The following is a 25,499-nucleotide window of genomic DNA, read 5'->3' as shown; positions in this document are numbered from 1 at the left end:
GATAAAGGCCATTTTTCGTTTCGGAGCTATTTGATGAGCGTATTCAGGCTCGCACGTCCATGTCGGATTGCTGCATCGATCGTGCTATGCAGCGTCGGTTTGATTGGATGCAGCAAAAAGGTCGAGGAGAAGGCCGAGGCGGCCAAGAGCCAGATCGTCGCCCGTCTCGGTGAGGATGTTGTGACCACGCAAGAGCTCGACAATGAGCTTCGCATCGCTCAGGTACCGACGGACAAGCGTAAGGATCCTGCGGTGGTCAAGCAGGTGCTCGGAGAGCTGGTCTCGCGGAAATATCTTGTGCGCCAGGCTCTGGACGCAAAGCTCGATCGCGAGCCGACCGTTCTGCTCGATCTTCTGCGCGCGCGAGAAACTGTTCTCGCCAAGGCTGCTGCTTCGCGGGATGTCGCCAAGAAGAGCTCGGCGATTGTCGGGAGCGATGTCGAGCTCTATATCAACAACAATCCAATGAAGTTCGCCAACCGTCAGGTTGCCAGGATCGAGCAGATCGTGGTGCCCACAAATGCTGCCTCGCAGGAAGTGTTTGATGCAGCCCGCGAGATGAAGTCGCTCGACGAGGTAGTTCAGAAGCTTACGGCGCTCGGAATTGCCCATTCCCGCTCGACAGGGACGTTGAGCAGCGCAGATATTCCGGCAGATGTCTTTGACCGCATACGGACGCAGCAAGCGGATGATGTCTTCCTGCTTCGCGGCCAACCCAACAGCCTGTTCTTTAAAGTCAACTCGGTGGAGACGAGGCCATTGGAGGGAGAAGCGGCAGCTCGCCAGGCGCGTCAAGCCATGCAGCTCGATCTGGCGAGGTCGGAGGCAAGTCTAGCGTCAATCGAGGCAGTATTGGCCGCCAAGTACGAGGGCGAATACGCCGAAATCATGAAGATGCAGGCCCCCCAATGATCTAAAATTCCCCCGAGTCCGACAAAATCTGAGGCTCTGCCCGTCAGGGGTCGTGGCAACCATGAACGAACCGTTCGATATCCTGACTGTGTTCTGCTTTTTGGCAATGGCGATCGCGTTCTTTGTCTGGTCGGACCGGGAGCCGCGCACCCTGCTGCGGCTGGTGCTCAGCGCTATCGCCTTCGCAGGCGCGAACCAATTGGGTAACAATGGCTGGACGCTGTTTGCGCTTCTGCTGATCGGAGCCGGAGCAGTCCATGCGATTCTCACGCTCCGCGCCGACTGACGGCTAAACGTCGCGCGGCGTCGAAAACCGCGCCTCCGTCGTGCCATTGCACAGTTTTTCGCCCGATGGTACGCCTTGGCCCTTTGGTAAGAGATTTCAGGCGTGATGACCTCATTCGATACCAGCGCAGCGTCCTGGGCACCTGCGTCACGACGTTGGCTTTGGCCCGCTGTGGTCGCCGTCGCGTTCGCAGTCGCGTATACGCCCACCTTCATCACCCTGGCCGAGGGGCCGTGGCGAACAGAGCAGGAGGGGCACGGCCCTCTGATCATAGCCGCTTCGGCGTGGCTCGCTTGGCGCTCACGCCAGCTGATCTGGGATATCCAGCTCCGTCCGGCGCCTTTACCGGGCTGGGTCGCTCTGCTTTCAGGGCTCTGCGTGTTGGTTCTGGCGCGAAATCAGGACGTCTGGTTTCTCGAAGTCCTCTCCGAGCTCCCGGTGATCGCCGGTATCGTATTGTTGCTGGCTGGTTGGCGACTGTTGCGGATTCTGGCCTTCCCGATTGGATTTTTGATCTTCTCGGCACCCGCGCCCGGCTGGATGGTGGACGCTGCCACGATCCCGCTGAAGGTCTTCATATCGGACTCGGTCACCCAGCTGCTCTACACCGCCGGCTATCCGATCGCGCAGAACGGCGTAGTCATATTGATTGGGCCCTATCAGCTGCTCGTTCAGGATGCTTGCTCGGGTCTGAACTCCATCTTCGTTCTCTCGGCTCTGGGAGCATTCTACGTCTACGCGTTCCGGTGGGACGAAAAGATCCGAGCTTTCGCGCTTCTGCTCCTGATCATACCCATCACCGTGTTAGCCAATTTTCTGCGAGTCACCTCGCTGGTGCTGATTGCCTATTATGGCGGCGTCGACAAGATGGAAGGACCGCTTCACGATCTGACGGGAGTTCTGCTCTTCGTCGTCGCTGTGGTCCTGATGTTCCTCTCGGACGGCGTACTCAGCCTTCTGCTCAGGGTGTTCCGCCGGCAACGGTCGTGACGGCATATGCCACTGGCGCAGCCACGCTGCGATCGCGTAAAGCTAGCGTTTGATGGCTTGACCTGCAGCGGACCGATACACTTCCAGGATCTGATTGATCTTTCGGTCCCAATCGAACTGCGCACGTGCGCGTTCGTAACCTGCTTCACCAAGGCGGTTGCGCAGCGGAGCCGACAATGCGAGTTCGCGCATGGCCGCGGCAAAGCCGTCGATCAAAGCTTCGCGAGACTCCGGCTTGACCAATATCCCGCAACTCGAGTCGAGATAGTCAACGGGCCCTCCCCAATCTGTCGCGATCACGGGCAGACCCATCGCCATCGCTTCCAAAACCACCGCCCCGCCGCACTCGAAGAGACTAGGTAAGACGAGTGCGGATGATGCGCGCATGCGCTCCGCACATGCCTCCTGGGACAGCCAGCCGGAAAACATCACTTGCGATCCGACACCCTCGCGTTCGGCGAGTGCCTCCCAATCTTTGCGCATCGGGCCGTCTCCGACAATCTCGAGCTGAAGCGAGGAGCGTTCAGAAATCCTTGCCAGCGCCTCGATGACGATATCGACCGCCTTCCAGTCCACCAAACGGCCGACGAAGATGAACTTTCCTGTCGTGCCCTCGCTCTGGCTTTCGCGACGCCAGATCGAGAAATCCACCCCGTTCTCGACGAGCTTTGAGATTGTGCCCGACACGCCGTCGGGCAACGCAAGGCGGGTTCGCTGGTTTGCGACCAGAACGACGTTCGCACGCAGCTTGCCCGGGAAGATGAACTGAACCATTCCGGCAAGTGAACGGCCGAGTCGAAGTGCTGCTCGAGACAGTACATCCTGCTCCCGCCGAAACGCCTCCGGGTATTCCATTCCGCCATTGAGAGGGCCAACCACGACCGCGGTGCCAAGACCGTACATTAACGATGGCGTCTTCGGCGAGACCGGAATTGGCTCATGGACGACATCCACGCGCCCACGATTCATAAGGTCAATGATCAAGCGCCGCTGCGCGAATTGTGTGCTGAGATGGATCGCCAGGCCGCAGGTGATGTCGGCCACCCTTCGGGGAAGGAAGCGGCTCAACCAGATCATGCCGCGGTGGAACGCCGTATCCTTGGCAAAATGCAGCCGCTCGAGATGATCGGGAAACTCTTCGTAGAGTTCTTCGCGATTGCGTGCATGAGCGACCAGGTGAACGTCTTCTCCGCGCGCCAGCAGCAGCCGGAAGTAGTTGAACGGAATGAAAGCTTCGCCACCGAAGCGACGAGATGCATTGCTTGCGACGATGACGATGCGCATGTCCAGTCTTTTGCGATGAATTTGCCGGTTCGGCCCGGGCGGATCCCCGCGTCACATTCTCTGATGAGGTTGGATGCCAGCGGTGAGCGTTTTAGGCCCTGGCTCACGCTATTGCCACCCTGCAATGATCTGTTTGGCCTCAAGCTCGAGACGATGGGCGTTCGCATCGATCTCGGCCTGAACCTGTTTCAGATCTTCGTCGCGATAGAAGAAGTCTGAGCAGCGGGCGTTATAATCGACCACGAGCAGGTTCAGATGCCGAGCCTGCTCTGGTGTCTTGACCCACTGCTTGATGAGCCTCAGACGCTCTTTCTGAAAATGGCAATAGCGGACCGCTTGCAATTCCAGGTGCTGTCCGGTGCCAACTGGAGGCATGGCCTGTGGTGCAAGGGGAGGAGCATCTGCTGTTGCAGTTGTGGCTGGCGCCGCAAGATCCGACGAAGAGCCTCCCAGCCAGCGGATACTGAGGTTGATGGCGGCTCCGCCCAGCATGATCGCCACAAGGCCGGCGGTTCCGAAGGCGAGGGAGCGCAAGAGCCTGCGCTTCAGGCTTCCCCGGGGGCCTGGTGTGCGCTCGGACGTCAATCGCCTTAGCCGCCCGATCAGGCTTTCGACCAGTTTGGGCCGTCGTGAAGATGGCGGAGCGGGCGCCGCAAGCGGCTGTCGGCCGCCTTTGGGGTGCTTTGCTCCGACAAAGGATCGCATGAATTGAAGGCTGTTGCGCATCTCCTTGAGCAACTGCGGCGGCGCGCCGTTGGCCTCGCCATAGGTGATCAACCCCGAAATGAGTGCGATGACGGCTTTTCCTGCGCCGGGTGCATTGCTCAGCCGCAAGGTCAGTTGGTGCGTCTCTTTCCACGCGAGTTCACGCGCTGCCGTATCTGCGATCTTTGCCGCATTGGTGAACGCTGTCCAGAGTGCCTTTGCCGGCCCAGCCGATTGCTCGCCAAATCCCGAGCTTTCGAGCGCCGCAATGATTTCCGACGAATTCGTCTGCGCGCTCTCGATTGCCGCACTCAGTTCCTCGACTTGCGCCGCCATAGATAATCGGGACAACAGCCGCGCGTCCGCGCTGAGTTGGTCCATCGTTGTCGGGACTGCCGCAAAGATCTCACGGGTCGCATCGCTGATCGCCAGCGCGGCCTTGGATGCGCCGGTTTGCGCCAGCTCTTCGAGGAGAGCACGGATCATCCCGAGCGGCGTATCGAGGTCCGTCTCGGAGCCGAGTGTCAGCTGACGCGCCAGCAATGGGCGGCAAAGCGAGGTCCATAGATGGACCGAATCTGTGAGTCGCTCGTGTAGCGCCCGGTGGTTTGGCTGCTCTCGCAACAACAAGCAAACCTGCTCGATGAAGCCTGCGGCCTCTCGCCGTGGCCCGTCGATCGTGGCCTCGTATTTGTCCAGCAGAAGATCGAGGCGGCTCCATGCGTCGCTGGCCTTTGCGGAGAGAATATGGATGGTGCAGTCCAGTACGGCCGGGATCGCGTCCCAGACCGTGCGGTAGCCCCGGAGGGCCGCTGCCATCTGGAGGTCGCACACAAGCGAGACGCTGTCACTGACACTGACCAGGGACGGCGGCGGCAGCTCGGCACTCTGTCGGATGGCCTTGAGCGCCGTATAGACTTCGTTGGTGTCAATGGCGGCTTGCGCCAAGATTAGCTCGATGAGTAGTTCGCCCGGTGCAGGCTGTCGGCTCGCAACCCGCGCTAGGAAATTGGCGCGATCCAGCGGCGATAGCCGCTGCGCAGATAACAACGCCTGGTCGATCGATAGATCATCGCGGAGGGCGATCTGGAATGCCTCCATCTCGTCAGGCGCGCAGGCCAGCGGATACGCCAGCTCATGAACCAGCCGGATATCAAGGTCGGAAAGGGCTTGATGCGCGATCAGGAGCTCGTCGGGTGAGGCCGCTTTTGCGTCTCGGGCAAAAAGCAGTGCATCGTCCAAGACACGCTTCGTCGCCGACGGCGTAACGCGCAGAAGCCGAAACGGCTGGGCCAGGAGGTCAAAATTGCTCGGTCTGCGCGCAGGATCCACGGCCATATCGGCTAAAAATACTCAACAAGAGAAGGAGGTCGCTCAATAGGGCCGCACGTTGACATAAAACACGTGGAGAAACCTTCTCGTAATTAAACCGATCGGGGCGGCTCGCAAACCTAATATCATACCTCTCGAGCGAGGCGGCGTTAGCCCGCCATCGTGCTCTGAGCGATGGGCCTACAGTTTTGTACATAAAATCAATGACATCCTGCCCCCTCGCCTTTTTCCGATGGGCGCATGCGTCAACGATCCCGCCCGTTGAAAGATGTTGCTGCACAAGCACAGCGATCAGTTCGTGTCTTCCCAGTGGCTAGATCGCGGCTAACTGACCTTGCCTTCGCGGCACCAAAGCGATAATCAGGTTACACCGCGTTAAGAATTCATTTATCCAAAATCTAGATGGGGGTCGCGTAATGCGAAAATCATTGGCTCTGCTGGCACTGACTGCCGCATTCATTGCTTCCGTCCCGGCGCAGGCTGCCGTTACGCTGAACCTGCTGAGCTTCGGCACCAATGTTCCTGCAGTTGTCCCGGGCCAGGTTCTCGAAACGTTCGACAGCCGCACTGCCGGAAGCTTTGCGGATTTCACGAATGGCGCCCTGGATTTTTCGTCTAAAGGCGCGAAGGTCGAGAATGGAAGTCTGGCCGGTCAATATGCTGCGCCGTACTTTCAGGGCGGAGCGGACACATCAAATTACCTGAGCGTCTTCGGAAATACGACGGAGACGGTCAAGATCAACAATGGGAGCTTGGGCACCTATTTTGGTCTCTATATCGGATCGCTCGACACCTACAATTCGATCTCGTTCTATAAGAACAACGCCCTTATCGGAACGTTTGGCGGGAACGACATCACGGGTCTGATTGCATCATTGCCGGCAAATCTGACCTCGCCGAGTTCGAACCGCTATGTCGAATTCAACTTCGACGCGGCTTCCTACTTTGACACTGTCGTGTTGAGCAGCGGAAACCAGAACTCGTTCGAGGTTGATAATATCGCCGTCAACTTCAACACGATCACGCCGGGGGTGCCCGAGGCATCGACCTGGGTTATGATGGTCCTCGGCTTCATGAGCGTCGGTCTCATTGGATATCGTCGCCGCAGCGGCGGTCCGGCTTTTCGCCTCGTCTGAGCGAATTGCCTGAGCTATGAACATGAAAAAGCTGCCCCGTTCGGGCAGCTTTTTTTGCTGTCGCCTTACGGAGCCGGCCGCAGGCGTCTTAGGTCGTGCTTTTGCATCGTAGACGGCATGGTCTGTCGTCCATGCCTGATCTCTTGAGCCTTTCGTCAGTGGCTCAGCTGGGGCGCTCTGGAGGCTGCAGTTTGCTGCCGCGTCAGATCGCTTACCTTGCGAGCGAGCAGCGATGATTGGGCGCGCTTAAAGGTTTGAAGACCCTATCCGGCGACGGCGGATTCGACCCGCGATCGGCGCTGCGGGGCCAGGCATCCGCCGGCTGGCTCCAGTCTGGCCCTATGCCTGGTGGCCGTGAATTGAACCATCAGGCACGGGGCCAAGCGTGCATTGAAGCTTCTTCCATGATGGTGTCGACGAGCCAGGAAAGCCGCCTGCCTGGGTTGAGGCACCTGATTCAACTCAGACAAAGCCCAGCGCACCAGGGGGCCGGGTTCGGTCGGAGTGCTCAGGTGACGTGTCGCTTGGTCAGGACTCGGTTCTCAGCTTGACCGCCAACGGCGGCGCCAACGCGCCGTCGGCGAGCATTGGCATGTTTGCATCGGCCGCGAGGAACGAGTGTCTGGCGGCGCGAGCATCGCGCGCTGTCGCGGCATAGTAATAGGCGGCCAGGAAGATCATGGGTGCCATGTAGAACTGGGCTATGAAGAGTTCGACCTCTGCAAACGTCCGGAAGACCGCCAACGCGACGTAGCCAGCAAAGAAGCAACTTTCCGGTTTTGGATCCTCCAATACCCAGCGGAAGGTTTCGAAAACGACGAGCAGCGTCGTCAACACGCCAAGCACGATTCCGGTCAGGCCCAGCTCTGCGCCAAGCTCCAGCCAGAGATTGTGGAAGTGGAATCCGTTGCGCGTATAGATGTAGAAAAACGCCCAGAACCTTTCCGCCCAACGGTCGCCAGGAGCCCAGACCGCCTGGAGGCCCATGCCGCCGAATGGATGCTCGGCAATCACGTCAAGAGCGTGCGACCACAGCAGTGTGCGGCCCGTGAGAGTGGTGTCCTTTCCGACAGAGGCAAGTGCGAGGTCGATAATGTTGTCGTCAATGATATACGCGATCCCGATCGCCATGCAGACGACGAGCGCCGCAACCCCGATCAGCTGATAGCGAACGCTTGCTCGCGCTGAGCGCAGCATATACGGGCCAGCAGAGCAAAGCAGGGCGATAATACCTGCAATCATGGCGCCGGCGGAGTTGGAAGCGACGAAGATGGGAGGCAACGTCACCATCGCCAACAAGGCGACCAGACGCGAGATCTTCGGCTGCTGCCGGTCAACCATAACCCAGAAGCTTGAGAGCAGAGCAAGCGCGGCTGCCAAGGCCAGCTGGTTTTTGGACCCGAACGCTGGCGCAACAAAATGATGGTAAAGGATTGATGCTAGAAACGAGTACATCAGCACGGCGATATACAAGAAGGGCGGAAGCGCCCGAGCGAAAAGCAGCGCCGCGAGGGTTGTGAGGCCAAGCTGCGCGGCTCCGCGCGCCGACAACATCGGAAATGGCGACCACAAGGCCGAGAGGGCCGCAAGGCCGACGATCATCCAGGGAATAGGACTCCAACTGAGAGCGGCGAGCGGGCGGGCCGGAAAGATCACGCAGTAGAGCCCAACGACGAGCACGAATGCCGCGGCCGGCACAGTTGGGACGGTCTGGATCAGGGCGATCGAAATGGCCGCACAAAGCCAGGCCCACCAGCTTACGCGAAGTTTCCATGCCGCTTGATCGGGCGTTGCAGCGAGGGTCGACGAGATCATGGATGTGAGTGGTTCCCAGGTTCAGCTCAAGGATCGCAACCAATCCAAAAGTATCAGATCAGCGACATAAACGGACCATGGATAAGTGAGCCCGCGGCCAGACGCGCCTCTGTCACAGAACACCGCTGTTGCCTCAGTCTTCTTCTAAGACGCCACGGCGATCCGTGCGCCCGCTCGCAATCGCTTGTTGATCCTGCGGCCGGCATCGATGGCAGGCTGCTCGATCCAGCGATGGACCACCGCCGCCCAGGCCAGCGTAAGGACGACAGCAGCTCCCGCAAACGTCAACTGCACGACCCCGCCAGCCCCCGGCGAGAGCCAATCCTCCAGTACGAGCAGAACAATCTCGTGCAGCAGATAGACGGAATAGCTGATCTTTGCCAGCCAGGCCAACAACCGCGTCGTTCCTGTCAGCCGCGCGCGGGCCAAAAGGAAAAGGGCGATGGCCGCGAGATAGCCGGTGAGGAAAGATAGGGGCGTGAACAGCGGATCGGCGCGCTCCGGCGCGCCGAGCACCACGAAGGCTGACACCGGCACCAGCACCAGCGTGGCGAGCCAAACCTGCTGCTCTGCGTCGGCCCTTCCGTTCTCGTCGATATGACGGAGGGCCAGTCCAAAGAACATCAGCGCAAGGTTCAACAGGAGATTGGCGTGTAGATACAGACCCGTGAGGCGTCCAATCAGGCTGAGCGCCACGGCAAGCATCAGAAGCCCTATCATGCTCATCAGAGCCATGCGTTGCGAATGCAGGCCGTTGCAGAGATAAAGGGCCATGCACAGGCCGTAGAAGGCCAGCTCAATGATCAGCGTCCAATATGGACCCAAGAGGACGGGCACTCCCATTGCCATCTCGAGCATGGTGGCATTGGCGATCAGATGAGAGGGCGGGACGTTGAGGTGCTTGTACCAGGTCAGCACCGCATAGGCGAACAGAACCGAAACCCAATAGGCCGGATACAGGCGGAAGAACCGCCCGACCGCGAAGGTTTGCAGCGCCATGGGGGGGCGGATCGAGAATGGCACGACATAGCCGCTCACAATGAAGAATGCGCCTACGCCAAGCCGTCCGGCGTCGAACAATGAGACGAAGACCGACTGCCATGCTTCGTGTCCGCTGACATTTGCTACGATCAATCGGTCAACGACGTGTTGCAAAAGGACGCACATTGCCGCTGTGCCGCGCAAGGTGTCGATGAAAGCGATCCGTTGGCTCGTCACGGCCGTCCTTTCAGGGCCAAGTGCCCAGCTTGCGCGTCAGCGTGCCGCCGGGCCAGCCGATGACGCCGGGGTAAAACGATAGCCGTTCACGATCATGGTCATGTGCTCGCCGGCGCTGAACCCCTGGAAGCGTCCAGCCCACGTCACCATACCCGGACTGGCAGGATCGACAGACCACATTTCGATGAAAGGGCGCATCGGATGCGAGATGTAGAAATCCATCCTGCTTCGATCCCAGGTATAGACCACCGCGCCATTGATCAGCATCTCGACTTGCCCCGCGGCGCGCTTTGCCCGGATTCCGAAGCACATCCGCTTATGAGAAAAATCGGTGCCGGCGAACAGCCGAATGGTCGTTGTGCGATGCTGCCCGCCGGGCCACGCGTGCATCGAAACGTCCAGTCCGCGACGCCCTGCAAATTCGAAGTCAACCTCGTCCTTGGTATCCCTGTCGTAGATCCACAATGGCGCAACGATCACGCCTTCGCGCAGCTCCGGAAGCGTGACATCGGCCTCCCACAGGCCGTCATCCTGCGCAGCGGTTCCGTCCACTGCCTGCAGCTGCGGTGCGCCGTCAGCGTCGAGCCGAAGGAAGATCTGTCCGCCGCTGGGTTGCACATGATCGTACTTCCAGGCGATGGTACTGCCAGCGTTTGCCCATTCCGAGGCATGCCAGCGGGCCTTGTAGTTGAACTTGCTCATGTCGGAGACGTCGAGCGCGGGCAGGTTGCAGCCTTTGCCGTCGGTGTTGATAATCGCCTGAGGTAGCTGGACCGGAATGCGATCACCGGCGGCAGCAGCCGTCAGCCCTTCGAGAAATCCGGGTCCTGTCGTGGCGTTTGGCCACACCGTCATCGCGGCTGCCCCGCCCACCGCCGCAATCGCCGCGATGCTCAGGGCCCAAGCAGCGACATGTCGCTTCATCAATCGTGTCATCCTGATCGTCCCTGTCACATCACACGCAGCCAGATCGCAACGATCTGGTCTGTGTCAATCGCTCTCCGCAGCCACGCGGCCGGAAAGAGTTCCGCTGCCGACAGCAGGATCGTTCTACGGCCCAGCAGCGCTCGCCAGCAGAGTGGCCCGAACATAGGCGCGGGTGGCCGGCTGATTTTGGCGACACGCGCGGTCGGGCACTTGCGCCGGTAAGAAACCTCGTCAAAGCGGTTCTTCTCACAATGGCTCAACCGATTGCTCGCGATGGGCTCGCTGATCGACCTTCGCTGCGGGCGCTATGGTCGTTGTGGCCGCCGTGCCGGCCGTGTCGCTCGGTTGCGCCATGACCAGACCATGGAAGTTGGAGCGCCGGAGCAGACGGGTGAGCGGCAGTTCAAAAAGGCGATAGCACAAGATCGCCGCAATGCAGCTGACCAGGAGCACGATGACCGCATTCAGAGTGGAATGAAGGGGTGAGAACTTTTCGGCGGCGCTGACGACGAAGCCATGCGTCAAGTAGAGGGAATAGGAGGCATCCCCCAGGATGATCGCCAAAGGCAAACGTGGCCAATGTCCCGCCCTCTCGACGGCTAACGCTCCCGAGACGAGCAGCAGGCTGGGGAGACCAAGAAAGATCAGGCGAGGAACGCCGTCGCCGGGATCAAGGCCCATCGTGCCGATCACAACGAATGCCCCTGCACCGATAATCAGCTGGAGGAAGCCCAACCGGTCTCCGCCCAGCGGGCCGAGTGCACTCAACGCCATGCCGGCAACGAACTCCAGCAGAATCGGATCCGTGTAGGTTCGTGCGAACGCCCCATCCTTTGCGATCACAAAGCCCGCGACTATCAGCAACAGCATGAGCGATGACGAAAACAGTCGAGGACGGCCGAGCACGAGGCCTAGCGTAAAGACAAGGTAGAAGAACATTTCATAGTTGAGCGTCCAGCCGGCAATGACCAGCGGCCAGACATGCCCCGTCTGATCGATATATGGAATAAACAGGATTGACTTGATCAGGCTCTCGGCGTCGAAGGTGAAGTTACGGAAGAAATGTGGGATCAGCGACAAGCCGCACATGATCAGCGTCATGGTCCAGTAGAGCGGCGCGATGCGGATCAGTCGCTGGCGAAAGAAGCCGGCGGGCGTTTCCTGCGTCCCGACGGTGCCCATGATGAACCCGGAGATCACAAAGAAGATGTCGACCCCCGCATAGCCTTGAGCATAGGTCTTGGTATGGAACAGCACCACCATGGTCGCAGCGACCGCCCGCAGCACTTGGATTGACTCGAGCTTCGCCACGCACGCCTCTCTTGTACTCTGACGCTGGGGCAGCGGCCGCCGCAACGCAATTCGGCCCCGCGCAATGTCGCGGAATGTAGCCTTACCTGGGCCGCACGCGGCGGCAGAAAAGCCTATGTCGATGATCCCACAATAGCAATTGTCTCGCCCCGGCAGCGCATCGTCTCCCTCGGCAGCGTTAACGCGCCGGGATTGAACTCTTGCAAGCGACTTATCTGTAGTGCTTACCGGCCGGACGCCAATCGGCAAACCCCGGGGGGTGGCGTGGTGGGGGCGGCCCCGATGCCCCGGGCCGACGCCCGAAGAAGACTGCCGGCACAGAGATGCTGGCCTGGCTTTATGCCTTCCGTGCTCATGTGCTCGCCCGCTTGGGTCCGCTCCGCGGAGATGAACGACGGGTTTGTCTCGTCCGAATTAAGGTATTTAAATACCTCTTACTGATCTGCTCGGGCGAATTTTTTTGGAGCTACTGAGGAGCACGCGACAACAGCTGCATGCGGGGCCCCTCAGCCTACGATGTGAGATGTCAACGGAGGAGCATTAAGCAAGATACCTACAAAACTTCCAAAACATACGCAGACAAAGTATGTGTGGGGGCGTGCCGATGGGCCTCCGCGTCAACGAACGAAGCCTTAAGTTGCAGCGTGAACAGGGAAAAGCGTAATGCCAATCGCGAGCTCCGTGCGTCTGGGCAAGGACGTGCAGATTTATCACGAAAGCCAAGTCAATCTTTATGGCTGCAGCGTGGGAGATGGGACGCGGATAGGCTCTTTTGTCGAAATTCAGAAAAATGCCGCGATCGGGGCGAGATGCAAGATATCGTCGCACAGCTTCATCTGTGAGGGAGTAACGATCGAGGACGAGGTTTTCATCGGTCACGGCGTGATGTTCACCAACGACCGCTTCCCGCGGGCAACCAATCCCGACGGCAGTCCGCAGACGGAGGCGGACTGGGCGGTCGAGAAGACGCTGGTCCGGCGCCGCGCCTCGATCGGCTCCAACGCAACCATCCTGTGCGGTCTGACGGTGGGGGAAGGCGCGCTGATCGCGGCCGGAGCAGTCGTCACAGTCGATGTTCCTGATTATGCGATCGTCGCAGGGGTGCCCGCTCGCATCGTCGGCAACACACGCAACGAAAAAAATCGAGCAGTTTGAGTCGTACGGCTCCCGTCTATTTCGGCAACCTCGAAGGATTTGAAAAATTGGTTAGCATAGGCCTTGTCGGATACGGATACTGGGGTCCCAACCTGCTCCGCAACTTCGTCGACTTGCCCGGCGTGACGGTGTCGGCCGTTGCGGATGCGAGGCTGTCTCAGCTCGAAGCCGTTTCGCGGCGTTACCCTGCGATCAGAACCACCAAGCATTTTTCCGATCTCGTCGTCGATAAGTCCATCGACGCTATCGTTGTCGCGACGCCCGTTTCGACCCACTTCGAGTTTGGCATGGCCGCTCTCAAGGCCGGGAAGCATCTATGGCTGGAAAAGCCGATGACCGAAACAAGTCATCAAGCGGAGCGGCTTGTCGAGGAAGCGGAAAAACGCTCGCTCGCGCTCTTTGTTGACCACACATTCGTCTATACCAGCGCTGTCCGCAAAATGGCCGAGCTGGTCAAGGCCGGAGAACTAGGAAAGATCCTCTACTACGACTCGACTCGGGTTAATCTCGGTCTGTTTCAGCGCGATGTTAACGTGATCGCCGATCTGGCGGTCCATGATTTTTCCATTCTTGCCTATCTGCTCGGCGAGCATCCCACGGCGGTATCGGCAAGCGGCATTAATCACTTTCCGGGAACGCCGGAAAATCTTGCTTACATTACTTTGTTCTACGATTCAGGTACGATAGCTCACACCAACGTCAGCTGGCTTGCTCCGGTGAAGGTCCGCCAGGTTCTCGTCGGCGGCAGCAAAAAGATGATCACCTATGATGATCTGGAGCCGAGCGAGAAAGTCAAAGTCTACGACAAGGGCGTGAGCTTCACCGACGACCCGAAGCAGATCCAGGAAATGCGGGTTGGCTATCGTATGGGAGACATGTGGGCTCCCAAGCTAGATGGCGGTGAGGCATTGCGGGTTGCAGCCGAGCATTTCATTGACTGTATCGCCAAGGGCGCCATCCCGATGACCGACGGCCGTTTTGGGCTGCGCATCGTCGAGCTGATCGAAGCCGCAACGAGCTCGATGGGAGGTCGGGGCGAAACAGTTCATATTCGGCGCCGGCCGGTCGACGAGGCGCCTGCGGGCACCTGAGGTCCAAGCACGATCTCACCCGCGGACGTCAATTCCAAAGCGGTCAAGAACAAGGACATGGGATCGTGGACGCCGTGAACAGCTTCAACGATCCAGGTGTCGTCGCGGCTTTGGCCCCCCGGCTTCTGAGCAAGTTGGCGACGAGCATCATGGTCGGGCAAGCAGCGGCTGGAGCCCGCGACCGCTCTCGGCGCGGCAGTTGCTCCAATCCTTCCGAGAGGCTTTGGTAGCCCCAGACGCACGTGTGAGAGACTATTTCGAGGGTCGACAGGCATCGCCCAACGCGCTGACGACACGATCCTGCTCGGCATCCGTCATCTGCGGATACAACGGAAGGATGATGCTTCTGGTTTGCGCGACCTCGGATTCGGTCAGCTTGTGCCGATGTGGCATCTCCGAATAGGCCTTTTCCAAGTGGGCGCACATGATGCCGCGGCGAGTCGCAATTTCGTGGTCCAGCATGGTCTGCATGACCTGTCGCTGATCGCAATGGTTGGGCAACCGTACACAGAAGCTTTGCCAGTTGCTGCGGGCATAAGCGGGCTCGACCGGGAGTCCAAGGCCGGGAATTGATGCCAGCAGTGCCATATAGCGCTCAGCCCGCTCGCGCCTCGTCTGGACGATCGTGGGCAGTCGCTTCAGTTGCTCGCGACCGACGGCAGCCTGAATGTCGGTCATACGGTAATTGTAGCCAACGACTGGGTGCTCTTCGAAGATGACCTTTGGCGATCCATGGCGCACCACATCGGGAACGCTCATCCCATGCTGTCTGAGCAGGCGAAACTTCGCAGCCCAATCGGCTCTCGACGTCGTCAGCATGCCGCCATCGCCGGTGCTCATCACCTTACGGGGATGGAACGAGAAACATGCCACGTCGCTGCGCGGGCGACCGATCATTTCCCATTTGCCGTCCACGCGGATTTCACTGGCGATGGCGCAGGCTGCGTCTTCGATCAGCACCAGGCCGTGGCGACGAGCGATGGCGACGATGCGGTCCAGATTACAGGGCATGCCCATCTGATGAACGCAAAGGATGGCCCGGGTCTTCGTCGTGATCGCTGCCTCGATCAGCTCCGGGTCGATGTTGAAGGTCTCCGGCTCGATGTCGACGAAGACAGGAATCGCTCCGCAATAGGCAATCGAGTTGGCGGTGGCGATGTAGGAATGGCTGACCGTGATCACCTCGTCACCGGCAGAAACGCCTGCTGCGAGCAACGCAAGGTGAAGAGCGACCGTGCAATTCGAAACTGCGACCGCATGTTCCGCACCGATGAACGCCGCGAATTCGCGCTCAAATGCTGCGACTTCGGGGCCTTGCGTGATCCAGCCGCTCAGGATCACACGGCGTGCGGCATCCGCTTCCCGATCGTCCATGACAGGCTTGATAATCGGTATCATTTCAACAATCCCCAAATACGCGTACTGATGATCAGTTCACGAGCTCACGATTGGCGCGCCACCACGCCACCAGGCGCTCCAGCCCCTCCCTGAGATCCACTTCAGCCCGGAAGCCGAGCAGTTTTTCGGCCTTTGCCGTATCGGCAAGACGTCGAGAGACAGGATTCACCTTTCGCTCTGGACCATACTCTGGCTTGAGGTCCGAATGCATCACCTCGAGCAAGGCCGCGGCAAGCTCGTTCAGGCTTGTCTCGGTTCCGCTCGCGACGTTGAAGACCTCGTCTGAGATGTCGCTCCGCAGCGCAAGGACGTTCGCTCGCGCGATATCCTCGATATAGACAAAGTCCATCGTGGTTGAGCCATCGCCGAGGATCAGCGGCGGCTGACCGTTGGAGATCCGATCCATCCAGCGGATCAGGACTTCCGTGTACTTACCGTGGGTGTCCATGCGTGGGCCGTACACGTTGAAATAGCGCAGCGCGACATAGGGTAGGTCGTACATGTCGTTGAAGGAGCGAAGCAGGCCCTCCAGCATGATCTTGGAGGCGCCATACCACGTGCGATTGTTATAGGGGTGGTGGTCTTCCCGCGTCGGAAACACGTCTGCAAGACCATAGATCGATGCCGAGGACGCGGTGACCACCTTCTGAACACCTGCTGTCTGGGCGGCTTCAAGGACGTTGAAGCTTCCATCACACATGACGCCCAACGCCTCGCGCGGCTCGGCGGCGCAGGCGGTTATTCTCAGCGTCGCCATGTGGATGACTGCATCCATCCCCTTCGTGATCCGGTGCACGGCGGCAACATCACGAATGTCGCCTTCGATCAGCTTGACGCGGGGGTCCTTCAACGCCTCAGTGACATTCCGCGTCGTGCCGCGGCTCAGATTGTCGAAGATGATGATCTGCTCCGGCTTGTGATCGCGCAGCAGCAGGTCGATGGTGGTCGAGCCGATCAGACCGCATCCGCCGGTTACGAGAATTCGGGCGCCGTCGATTTCCATGTCGATTATCCCTGGTTGAATGTTGGACGATCGGCCTCACGGGCCGCATCAATCGCGATAATATTCGAGAAGAGCAGCGGCCACCGTCTCCTGCGCTGACGGCGCAAGCTCCGGATACATCGGAAGCGAGAGAACTTCGGCAGCGGCCTTCTCGGAATGGGGAAACTGACCGGCTTTGTAGCCGAGATCGGCGTAGGCGGGCAGGAGGTGAATGGGGTGCGGGTAGTGGATGCCGGTCTGAACGCCCCTCGCATTCAGTTGGGTCTGTAGCGCCTCGCGATTAGACGTTCTGATGGCGTAGATATGGTAGACGTGCCGGGCGTAGGGGGCTTCCGTTGGCACGCGCACACCCTTGTCCGCAAGCATTGCCGTATAGCGAGATGCTGCGGCACGCCTCTGCTCCGTCCAACCCTCGAGGTAACGCAGCTTGACGCGGAGGACTGCGCCTTGGATGCCCTCCAGTCGATAATTGTATCCCTTCAAGACGTGCTCATATTTTCTTTCGGCACCCCAGTCCCGCAGCATGCGTAAAGAGCGGAGGAAAGTCGTATTGGCCGTGATGGCCATGCCGCCTTCGCCATAGGCGCCGAGATTCTTGCCCGGGTAGAAGCTGAAACAGCCGATGTCGCCCAAGCTTCCGGCACGCCGTCCCTTATACTCGGCGCCATGGGCTTGGCACGCGTCCTCGACCACAGCCAAACCGTGATTTCGCGCAATCGCCAGGATGGGATCCATGTCGGCGGGATGTCCGTAAAGGTGCACCGGTATGATTGCCTTCGTGCGCGGCGTGATGGCTTCTTCGAGCAGCGCAGGGTCCATGCAATAGCTGACGGGATCAATGTCGACGAATACCGGCTTTGCACCGGTGTAGTGAATGGCCGAAGCGGTCGCAACGAAGGTGAAGGGAACAGTGATGACCTCGTCACCAGGGCCAACGCCGGCCGACAAGAGCGCAAGATGCAACGCGCTGGTTCCGGTATTCACACCGACGCCGTGGGGACTTCCCGAAAATGCCGCGAACTCCTTTTCGAATTCGGCGACTTCGGTTCCGAGCGTAAACTGGCAAGAATTCAAGACAGATTGGATGGCCGCATCAACTTCCGGCTTGATGGCCTGATATTGAGCTTTCAAATCAACGAAAGGGATCATCAGCAGTTCTCGCCTGGTTACATTCGCTTATGGGCTCTGCTGTATGACGACAGGGCCATATGAAGACCGCTCCGATAGCCAGTATCGCGCTGAGAAGGAGAGTCCCCGACCCGGCAATAGGTGACCGTTGGAGCGAAAAAGGTTCATCAACCAAAATATTCTAGGTGCCATCGGATAGGCAACGAGCATTTAGAATTAAGTATAACCGACGGGGTAAAGACGGCGGGCGGGTATTCCTGCAGTAGACAATGCACTCGATATGAATATGTTTTTTTGACCTAGCCGACAGAGAAAGTATGTGACGACGTGACCGGTGGTATTGGCAACAATCAAGCGGGCGAGCAAGCGGGCATGCAGCGATCCGAGGAAGAGGCGCGGATTCTTGCAAACTTCGCCCGTTTCGACGCCGAGGTTCAATTGGCCGAGGCAGCCTACGCGCGGGGCGCGCTCGAGACCGCGGCGTTCTTTGCCGCCACTGCAGCGACCGTTGCAACCCACGCGCATTGCGGCATTTTTGCCAGTCCTCGCCTGGAACATATGCTCAACGCGATTGGACGCCGTATCGCTCCCCGCGACACGGGCCGTGAAGCCGGTCAGGGCGGAATTTGCAAGAAGGTGTTGCACGTCGGTTCAGAGGTCGCGGCGGTCGGCGGCCTTACACGAATGATCAGCCGTTGGATGGATGCCGATACCGAGCGCGTGAACTCACTCGTGCTCACGCAACACAGGGGACAGATTCCCAGCCATCTGACCGACGCCGTGAAACGCAGTGGCGGTCAGCTCACTTTGCTCAACCAGATGCCTGGGAGCCTGTTCGACTGGGCTCGCGCGCTGCGGCGGCTCGCCGCCCAGCATGATGCCATTATCTGCCACATTCATTGTGAGGATGTTCTCCCCCTGCTGGCCTTCGCAGACAAGTCCGGATTGCCGCCGGTGCTGTTTCTCAATCATGCCGATCATCTGTTCTGGCTGGGACCTAGCATTTCGCATCTGGTCATCAATCTCCGCGACGCGGCAGCCGCGATCTCAGTTTCGCGCCGTGGCGTCGAATCTCGACGGAACGTTCTCTTGCCGACCATTGTCGATGCGACCGTCAGACAATGTTCGCGCCGCGACGCCAAGATTCGCTTGGGCCTGGATCCGGACAGCCTCGTGCTGCTCTCGGTCGCACGGCGCCCTAAATATCGCACCTTGGACGGCGTAAGCTTCGCTGACCGGCACGTGGCGCTGCTCAAGGAGCACCCCAATGCCAGCCTTATCGTTGTCGGCGCCGGAGAACCCGAGGACTGGCTGGCGGCCAAAGCCAAGGTCGATGGTCGCATCATCGGGCTACCCGAACAGCCCGATCCGTATCGCTATTTTGAGGCCGCCGACATCTACGTCGACTCCTATCCCTTCGTCTCATCGACCTCCATGATGGAGGCGGGTGGCTACGGGCTGCCCCTGGTCACCATCTTCACTTTGCCGGACGAGGCAGATATTTTCGGCATCAATCACGTCGGTCTGGTCGGTACGTCATTGGTTGCCAGGACGTTCGACGAGTACGAGTCGATTCTCGGACGATTGATCGTCGATCCGACGTACCGGACTCAATGCGGCGAGGCCGTGCGTCGGGCCATGGAGGAATTTCATGTGCCGATCGGTTGGCATCCGCGGTTGGACGTGATCTTCAGCTACGCGATGGACCTTCCTCCTCGCGACGACGATTGGGCTGTCGGCGCCGACATCGAACGCCCGAGGCTCGGTGTGCTGGATGCTGTACATGAGGATATCGTCGGATCGACATACTCGGCTGCGGAAATCGAGATGATCTATATGGGAGCTCTGCCTTTTGGCCAGCGCCTCTCCCATTGGAGAACCATGCGGAAGCGCGGTGATATTCGGGGCGTCGCTGCAAGCGCACGCCTGCTGCTGCCCGAATGGTTAAAGCGACGGCTTAAGCCATAGTGGAATCTTAATCAGGGGCACCGAACCGAGGCACCAAATCCCATCCGCTTCCAGGTCCAACTGCGCTGCGGGTCGCGGCGAGCCTGAACATTCTGGCGATCCGCGCTCCGACAGACTTGTAAATTGATCCGCCATCCAGGACTGCTTCAGCTTGTAGAGCGGTAGCCTGCCTTCTCGGTGATTTTGCCAAGAATGCCGCTCAGCTGGATCGAGATGCGATTGCGCAACGCTGCATAGACATTGGCCCGGGCGATGATGCCTCCCGCCAGAGCGAGATAGACCAGTCCCGACGTCGCTGCACTGACCAGCAATTGCACGAGCACGTGAGTGTCTGGCCGCGTCACGAGCATGCCGGCGAACGCTGCGATGACTCCCGAGGCGGCCAAGGGCAGAATGACCTTGAGAGTGTCACCAAGGCTCACCGGTGTTCCACGCGTCGCGAATGCGAAGCAGGGAATGAGCAAGATGTTCAAGATCAGGGCATAGGCCGCAGCGATCCCCACCGCGCCATAAGGTGCAGCGATCAGAAAGCCGGCGCCGACGAGCGGAACGAAGACGAGGCCCCAGATGAACATCTGTCGTGTTCGCCCCAGTGACATATAGATCCAGCCCGCGGCGTTGATCGGGACGCCAGCAAAAATCGATGCTGCCAGCCATTGGAAGATCGTCACCGATTTTTCCCAGCCGGGACCGTAGACGATCGTGATCAGGGGACCCGATCCAGCAATAAGGCCTGCTGCAACGCCGGCTCCCAGGAACATGACGAGGCCAAGTGCATCCAGCAGCGCCTGGCGCCAGCGTTCTGGCTCATTCTGTAGGCGGCTGAGGGACGGCTCGACACTGGAGCTGAGCGGGCCGTTGAAGAGATTGAGCGGCATAAGCATCAGCTGGTAGCTACGGGAATAATATCCGAGCTCCGAAGCGCCGAAACGCGAGCCAATGATGATGTTGTCCAACTGGCGGTGAAAGAAGTTGACGACACTGAACCCCGTCAAATAGACCCCGAAATGCAGCGCACTTCGTGCACCGCGCCAATCGCCGACAAGGCTCGGTCGCCAGCGGCAGACGATCCAGAGCGTCGAAAGCGTAACGACATTCGCGACCAGGACCGTGACAACGAGCGCCCAGTAGCCGAGATCGGTCTTCCAGGCCACGAGAATGCCTGCGGCTGCACCTGTGGCATGCCCCAATAGTCCCGCTCCTTGCAGGGCCATCCAGCGCATCGAGCGCAGCAGCAATGCGGTATGCTGTGAGCCGAGCGCCGCAAGCGGAAATACGATCGACAGCGCCATGATGACGTCAGCGACCCGGGCGTCGTCGAAGAACAGGGCAGCCAGCGGCGCCAAGCCGCAGACCACCGGGACCAGCAGGCATCCGATGCCGACTGTGATAAAGAACAGGCCGCTGACGGTGTCTTGATCGATCTGGGAACGCTGAACAGTGGCCGAGGTCAAACCGAACTCGGAGAAGATGCCGATGAAGCTGGTCACCGCAGTGGCCATGGCTACCAAGCCGAAATCTCCCGGCACTAGCAACCGAGCCAGGATTGCAGTCGTCGCGAACTGGATGAGCATGCGGATCGGCTGCGCCGCCACCGCAACCACGCCGCCCAGGACCGTGCGGCGACCGAGGTTCTCGGCAAGATGATCGGTGTTCAAGGCGCGCCGATTGCGCTCCCGTTGGCTGGTCATTTGGAACGTCGCGTGAGAGGCTTGTCGGGTCCATTGCCTCGGAAGACGATTGCGATGGCGTCTCGCAGCGGGCTGTCAGACAGCAGCGATCGTGTGGCGCGGGTCGGAAAAATGGCGAAGGCGCGCCAAATGGCCTTCAGCGCCGCCGCGCGCTCGCCATTGCGTGCACGAAACAAGGCGGTCTCGACGAAGTAGTAAAAGAAGTGCTGCATCGTCTCGAAATAGGACCTGGCAAAATCGATAGGCGAGCTCCAGAGTCGCCATTCTGGAACGGCGTGTCGGAAGAAAATTCGTCTTGCAAAGGCCACCCGCTTGGTCTGAAGTTCGTCATAGTGACCGGTGGGTCTCTGACGAAACAGAACACAAGGTTCTGGAACAAATCCGACGCCGAAGCGGCGCGCAATCCTCAGCTGCCAGTCCCAGTCCTGTCCTCCAATCAACCTCTCATCAAACAATCCAATCGCCTCGCGGACGCTGGTTTTGACAACAGTCGCGCCAATCTGAGGGAAATAGCCGCTTAGCATCAGCTTGACGAGCGCTCCGCCCTCGGGGACGTGCGGCGGCCAAGGCCCATAGATCGGCTGCCGTTGCGGATCGGTGTTGATGATCTGTCCAACGACCATGCCCAGTTCAGGCATGCTGGCCAATAGCTGCAGATGGCGCCGGATATGATTCGACGTCCAGAGATCGTCATCGTCTAGAAAGGCGACGTATTCGCTCGTGGCGGCTTTCAAGGCGATATTGCGCGCAGCGGCGGAGCCGTTGACCGATGTGTGCAGATATTTGGCTCCGAACGCCTCGGCGATCTCGCGGGTCTCGGGGGAGGTTCCGTTGTCCCCCACAAGGATCTCGAAGAAAATGTCGTCCTGCTCTACAGCACGAATGCTCGCGAGGGCTTCGCGGAGCAGAGCCGGACGGTTGTTGGTCGGGACAACAACAGAAACTGTTTTTCTCGCAGGGGACACGGTCAATACCACTCTTCCCAGTCGTCAAATGCGCCATCGAGCAGCGCCGCGAAGATCCGATCGTCGTCCATGGAGGTTACGAACGTACGTGGAATGGTTCCAGAAGGCCGGGTGTTTTCAGCCTGGGCATAGATCAGCTCATATCCGGCTGCTTGTGCAGCTTGATGTGCGAACGACGTCCAGTTTCGTGACTGGCCGAACGGAATGGCAAAGCAGTTGACAGGCAAACCCAGCTGCGATTGGAGTCTCGCTCTGGACTGTTGGAGTTCATCGATCGTCCTCTGCTGACCGAGACGCCCGAAGTCAGGATGCGAGACGGAATGACTTCCGATCTCCACTCCCATCCGCGAAAGCTCGCCGAGTTCGTCCCAGGTGAGCATGCGCGGTCGATGCCAGTCCGAAGGGCGATCCATGAAGTCGGTGGCCACGAACAGCGTCCAAGGGATTTGATACTCGCGCAGAATCGGGGCGGCGATCATCAGCGTGCTGCGCCAGCCGTCGTCGAATGTGATCGAAAGGTCTCGCGATTGGTTTTCGCCGCGCGCGATCCGGCTGGCTGGGACGAATCGGTAGCCTTGGCCGAGCGCAAATTCGATCTGACGCCGAAATCGGCCAGGCGAACAATCGTTAACGCCAAGGTCGGGCTGCCCCACGGAATGATAGCACAGCAGGCGCCCGGAGCGCTTTGCTCGGCGGCGTCCAAACATGGCCAAAGCCTTGCGCTCGCAATACAGGCGTACTTTGGCAGCCCGTCGACGCCATCGAACCCTGTCTGTCAATTCTGCTCTCATCTCGATCCGGTGGCGCTGCTGTCCTTCAGATCGGCACCGATCAAAGGGAATTTATCCCGGTCACAATAGCACGGGACGCTTCCAAGATGCACTGCGGCAGTGATCATCTCTTTGCACTAGTCTTAACGCCTCGGCATTATACGGCGGTGCCGGGGCTCATCTGTGGGCGGTCCTGAAGCTTCATCGCCGGCCGACGCGTCGCAAGAGCTTGCTAACCCGAGCCGGTGTCGGCCAGCGTACGCGCCTTGCAACCGACCCGACGGTCAGGGTCGGCGCGACAAGAAGTTCGTAGCCGCTGCGCACGCGATGGGGTAGCGTGTCAGGTTCGACACGCTGATAGCAGCCAAGAAATCCTCCGATGACGTGGCGTCTGACGAAGCCCGCGCGTTTGAGGCGGCGGTCGAGATCGAATTTGTTGTTGTGTAGATGCCATGCGGTCGCCTCATCCGCTGAGCGCGTGTCGAAATTCGCGAATAGCCAGCCGTTCGGCTTGATTGAACGATGTAGTTGAACGGCTGTCGCGTCGAAATCGCGGACATGAACAAGAACATCGAAAGCTGTGACCACATCGAAGCTGTGATCCGGAAGTTGGCTATGGTTGAGGTCGATAATCTTGATCTGGTCTTGATGGCGTTGAAAGCGCCAGGCGGCATACCGCAGCAACGGACGTGAAATATCGGCGATCGTGACATCGAAAGAGCTGCGCCGAAAGAATTGGGCGTTCACTCCAATTCCAGAGCCGAAATCAAGGAGATTTCCGCTCACCTGCAGGTCTTCGAGAAATCTCAGGACGGCAACGGCCTGCGGGAATGCATATCCCGTCGTCTGCAGATAGGCGTACCAAGCGAGGTCATACTTCCAGGACGTCAGCGTGTCATAGAAGTCCTGCAGCCCCTCGGGCGTGGAGCGATCCGCGGAGCTCCATTCATCGACGCTCAGCTGCTCCCAGTTAATACACTTGTCGTAGGCGGCTTCCACGGCTTCGGAATGGAATTCCGCCAATTCGGCCAGAATGGCGGAGCGGCAATCGGAATCGGTGGCGATACAGTCTCGTAACCGCTTTATGTTTCCATTGAGGTAAGCGTCGCGTTGGTCCGCCGACCACGTGTCTGGATCAGGAGCTGGCGCAAGCACCGGATCGATGTGCTGCCCCTGGCTTGTTTGCAGCGGCTGGATCAGCAAGCCGGCAAGCCGAGCCCACGCCCCATTTTGCCGGGTGCTCCTGGGCATCCCTTGTTCCTGGCCATCAGAATGGCGTCTCAGCACGCAATCAAAGACGGGACGGCCTGCTGCATTGATGGCCGAATTTTAGCGCGGTATTGCCAAGATTGCAAAGCTCGGCGGTGGCGGTCCGCAACATCGGGAAATCAAAGCCCAAGCGGCCCTGAGGCCAGACAGTCCAAGGATACCACGCCTCAGCTTGGCCAAGGAAGGGTCTAGCGCGATCACCGCGCCCAGAACGTAATTATCGCTCAGCTGGCTGGCGTCAGGGTATCAATCAGAGAGAGGGAACTTTCTTCGAGCACCAGGCAGGTGAGACGTCCCGTCGCAAATGCGCCAGTGTCGATATTGACGCGGTTGGTCCGGACCTCGACCGTCTTGGTCGGCGTATGGCCATGGATGACGATCTTGCCGAACTCGCCCTGCATGTCAAGGAATTCACCTCGGATCCAGAGCAGGTCCTCCTCTGCCTGCTGCGACAGTGCCACGCCAGGCCGGACACCCGCGTGAACGAAAAAAAAGTCGCCGAACGTGCAGCTCGCCTGTAAGTTGCGAAAGAACTGCATGTGCTTGCTGCCGAGAGCAGCATGAAACGTGGCCTGAGCCTCGGGTACGGACCTGGTGGGGCCGCCCCCCAGAAAGCCTGGCATTACGCCATATGAGACGAGCGTCTCGAAACCGCCAAGTCTCATCCAGCGATCGAACGCAATCCGGTCGGTGAGGCTACGAAGGGCGAGCGCTTCGTGGTTGCCCTTGAGGAAGACGCATTCGTAAGACCCGGCATGCTCGACCAGGCGCTCAATGGTCTGCTTTGATGCCGGGCCGCGATCGATATAATCCCCAAGAAATATGAAAATTGGCCGTGCGGCGGGCCGCGCGGCCATATCGCGCTCGACCTGTCCAAGCAGCCCCTCCAGCAGATCGAGGCGGCCATGAATGTCCCCAACGGCATAGACCCTTATTCCGGGCGGTAGCAGAGGACGTCGCCCGGATATGCTGAGCTGGTCGGCAGCGGAAAGGGGATAGGGCACGGGTTCAACTCGTTGCGGCAGATCGCCTTGCTCAGCTTTCCTTGGAAGAGGTACTTTAAAAGGTATATTGTCCGGGTTTATCAATTGGACGGTCCAATTGAGGCGACAGTCTGTTGAAGGTATTCTGGCACCATGTGCTGT

The 25,499-nt window shown here is 59.4% G+C and carries 21 protein-coding genes; 7 read left to right on the top strand and 14 right to left on the bottom strand.

What is annotated here, in order from left to right; all coding sequences use genetic code 11:
- Positions 1-33: 33 nt before the first annotated feature.
- The 3 genes from ACQR1Y_RS32590 to xrt all read left to right on the top strand — a co-directional run bounded on the left by ACQR1Y_RS32590 (position 34) and on the right by xrt (position 2,188).
- The gene (locus tag ACQR1Y_RS32590) at positions 34-912 is read left to right on the top strand and encodes a hypothetical protein (RefSeq protein WP_434879674.1); all 879 of its coding nucleotides are present in this window, start codon (positions 34-36) and stop codon (positions 910-912) included.
- 61 nt (positions 913-973) lie between these two features.
- Positions 974-1,198, top strand: a complete 225-nt coding sequence (locus ACQR1Y_RS32585) for an XrtV sorting system accessory protein (RefSeq protein ID WP_434879673.1) — start codon at positions 974-976, stop codon at positions 1,196-1,198.
- Positions 1,199-1,303: 105 nt separating this feature from the next.
- Positions 1,304-2,188: an exosortase gene (xrt, locus tag ACQR1Y_RS32580; protein WP_434879672.1), complete on the top strand. Its 885-nt coding sequence runs from the start codon at positions 1,304-1,306 to the stop codon at positions 2,186-2,188.
- A gap of 42 nt (positions 2,189-2,230) precedes the next feature.
- Here the strand turns inward: xrt and ACQR1Y_RS32575 are convergent, their stop codons facing one another.
- Positions 2,231-3,472 carry a glycosyltransferase family 4 protein gene (locus ACQR1Y_RS32575; protein WP_434879671.1) on the bottom strand — a complete coding sequence of 414 codons (1,242 nt, stop codon included), beginning with the start codon at positions 3,470-3,472 and terminating at the stop codon, positions 2,231-2,233.
- A gap of 108 nt (positions 3,473-3,580) precedes the next feature.
- Positions 3,581-5,419 (bottom strand): hypothetical protein, encoded by a 1,839-nt coding sequence (locus ACQR1Y_RS32570; RefSeq protein WP_434879670.1) that lies wholly within the window; start codon positions 5,417-5,419, stop codon positions 3,581-3,583.
- Positions 5,420-5,925: 506 nt separating this feature from the next.
- Between ACQR1Y_RS32570 and ACQR1Y_RS32565 the strand changes: the two genes are divergently transcribed.
- The gene (locus tag ACQR1Y_RS32565; RefSeq protein ID WP_434879669.1) at positions 5,926-6,645 is read left to right on the top strand and encodes an Npun_F0296 family exosortase-dependent surface protein; all 720 of its coding nucleotides are present in this window, start codon (positions 5,926-5,928) and stop codon (positions 6,643-6,645) included.
- A 528-nt stretch (positions 6,646-7,173) separates the two neighbouring features.
- Here the strand turns inward: ACQR1Y_RS32565 and ACQR1Y_RS32560 are convergent.
- The 4 genes from ACQR1Y_RS32560 to ACQR1Y_RS32545 form a co-directional block, all read right to left on the bottom strand.
- A complete protein-coding gene (locus ACQR1Y_RS32560) occupies positions 7,174-8,460 on the bottom strand; it encodes an O-antigen ligase family protein (RefSeq protein WP_434879668.1) in 1,287 nt (428 codons plus the stop codon).
- A 144-nt stretch (positions 8,461-8,604) separates the two neighbouring features.
- A complete protein-coding gene (locus ACQR1Y_RS32555; RefSeq protein WP_434879667.1) occupies positions 8,605-9,678 on the bottom strand; it encodes an acyltransferase family protein in 1,074 nt (357 codons plus the stop codon).
- Positions 9,679-9,714: 36 nt separating this feature from the next.
- Entirely contained in the window at positions 9,715-10,602 is an 888-nt protein-coding gene (locus ACQR1Y_RS32550; protein ID WP_434879666.1) for a family 16 glycosylhydrolase, read from the bottom strand.
- Positions 10,603-10,851: 249 nt separating this feature from the next.
- Entirely contained in the window at positions 10,852-11,916 is a 1,065-nt protein-coding gene (locus tag ACQR1Y_RS32545; RefSeq protein WP_434879665.1) for an acyltransferase family protein, read from the bottom strand.
- Positions 11,917-12,579: 663 nt separating this feature from the next.
- Between ACQR1Y_RS32545 and ACQR1Y_RS32540 the strand changes: the two genes are divergently transcribed.
- On the top strand, positions 12,580-13,071 hold the full coding sequence (locus ACQR1Y_RS32540; RefSeq protein WP_434879664.1) for an acyltransferase: 492 nt from the start codon (positions 12,580-12,582) through the stop codon (positions 13,069-13,071).
- A gap of 47 nt (positions 13,072-13,118) precedes the next feature.
- Positions 13,119-14,162, top strand: a complete 1,044-nt coding sequence (locus tag ACQR1Y_RS32535; RefSeq protein WP_434879709.1) for a Gfo/Idh/MocA family protein — start codon at positions 13,119-13,121, stop codon at positions 14,160-14,162.
- Between the two features lie 252 nt (positions 14,163-14,414).
- Here ACQR1Y_RS32535 and ACQR1Y_RS32530 read toward each other — a convergent pair whose 3' ends face one another.
- The 3 genes from ACQR1Y_RS32530 to ACQR1Y_RS32520 are packed head-to-tail and all read right to left on the bottom strand — an operon-like array spanning position 14,415 to position 17,712.
- Positions 14,415-15,560: a DegT/DnrJ/EryC1/StrS family aminotransferase gene (locus ACQR1Y_RS32530; protein ID WP_434879663.1), complete on the bottom strand. Its 1,146-nt coding sequence runs from the start codon at positions 15,558-15,560 to the stop codon at positions 14,415-14,417.
- A gap of 31 nt (positions 15,561-15,591) precedes the next feature.
- Positions 15,592-16,557, bottom strand: coding sequence for an NAD-dependent epimerase/dehydratase family protein (locus tag ACQR1Y_RS32525; protein ID WP_434879708.1), 966 nt, complete (start codon positions 16,555-16,557; stop codon positions 15,592-15,594).
- Positions 16,558-16,611: 54 nt separating this feature from the next.
- Complete coding sequence (locus tag ACQR1Y_RS32520) at positions 16,612-17,712, bottom strand: DegT/DnrJ/EryC1/StrS family aminotransferase (protein ID WP_434879662.1); 1,101 nt, start codon at positions 17,710-17,712, stop codon at positions 16,612-16,614.
- Positions 17,713-18,018: 306 nt separating this feature from the next.
- Here ACQR1Y_RS32520 and ACQR1Y_RS32515 point away from each other — a divergent pair, with 306 nt between their 5' ends.
- The gene (locus tag ACQR1Y_RS32515; RefSeq protein ID WP_434879661.1) at positions 18,019-19,659 is read left to right on the top strand and encodes a glycosyltransferase; all 1,641 of its coding nucleotides are present in this window, start codon (positions 18,019-18,021) and stop codon (positions 19,657-19,659) included.
- A gap of 146 nt (positions 19,660-19,805) precedes the next feature.
- Here ACQR1Y_RS32515 and ACQR1Y_RS32510 read toward each other — a convergent pair whose 3' ends face one another.
- The 5 genes from ACQR1Y_RS32510 to ACQR1Y_RS32490 form a co-directional block, all read right to left on the bottom strand.
- A complete protein-coding gene (locus tag ACQR1Y_RS32510) occupies positions 19,806-21,350 on the bottom strand; it encodes a lipopolysaccharide biosynthesis protein (RefSeq protein WP_434879660.1) in 1,545 nt (514 codons plus the stop codon).
- Positions 21,347-22,315, bottom strand: a complete 969-nt coding sequence (locus tag ACQR1Y_RS32505; RefSeq protein ID WP_434879707.1) for a glycosyltransferase family 2 protein — start codon at positions 22,313-22,315, stop codon at positions 21,347-21,349. The genes ACQR1Y_RS32510 and ACQR1Y_RS32505 overlap by 4 nt, the downstream gene beginning before the upstream one ends.
- Before the next feature lie 2 nt (positions 22,316-22,317).
- Positions 22,318-23,094, bottom strand: coding sequence for a polysaccharide deacetylase family protein (locus tag ACQR1Y_RS32500; protein ID WP_434879659.1), 777 nt, complete (start codon positions 23,092-23,094; stop codon positions 22,318-22,320).
- A 192-nt stretch (positions 23,095-23,286) separates the two neighbouring features.
- Positions 23,287-24,336 carry a class I SAM-dependent methyltransferase gene (locus ACQR1Y_RS32495; protein ID WP_434879658.1) on the bottom strand — a complete coding sequence of 350 codons (1,050 nt, stop codon included), beginning with the start codon at positions 24,334-24,336 and terminating at the stop codon, positions 23,287-23,289.
- A gap of 242 nt (positions 24,337-24,578) precedes the next feature.
- A complete protein-coding gene (locus ACQR1Y_RS32490; protein ID WP_434879657.1) occupies positions 24,579-25,358 on the bottom strand; it encodes a metallophosphoesterase family protein in 780 nt (259 codons plus the stop codon).
- Positions 25,359-25,499 lie beyond the last annotated feature (141 nt).

The sequence above is a fragment of the Bradyrhizobium sp. HKCCYLRH3099 genome (assembly GCF_051167855.1).
Taxonomy (GTDB): Bacteria; Pseudomonadota; Alphaproteobacteria; order Rhizobiales; family Xanthobacteraceae; genus Bradyrhizobium.
The sequence above is the reverse complement of the archived record's forward strand: the minus strand, read 5'-3'. Positions and strand labels throughout refer to the sequence as shown.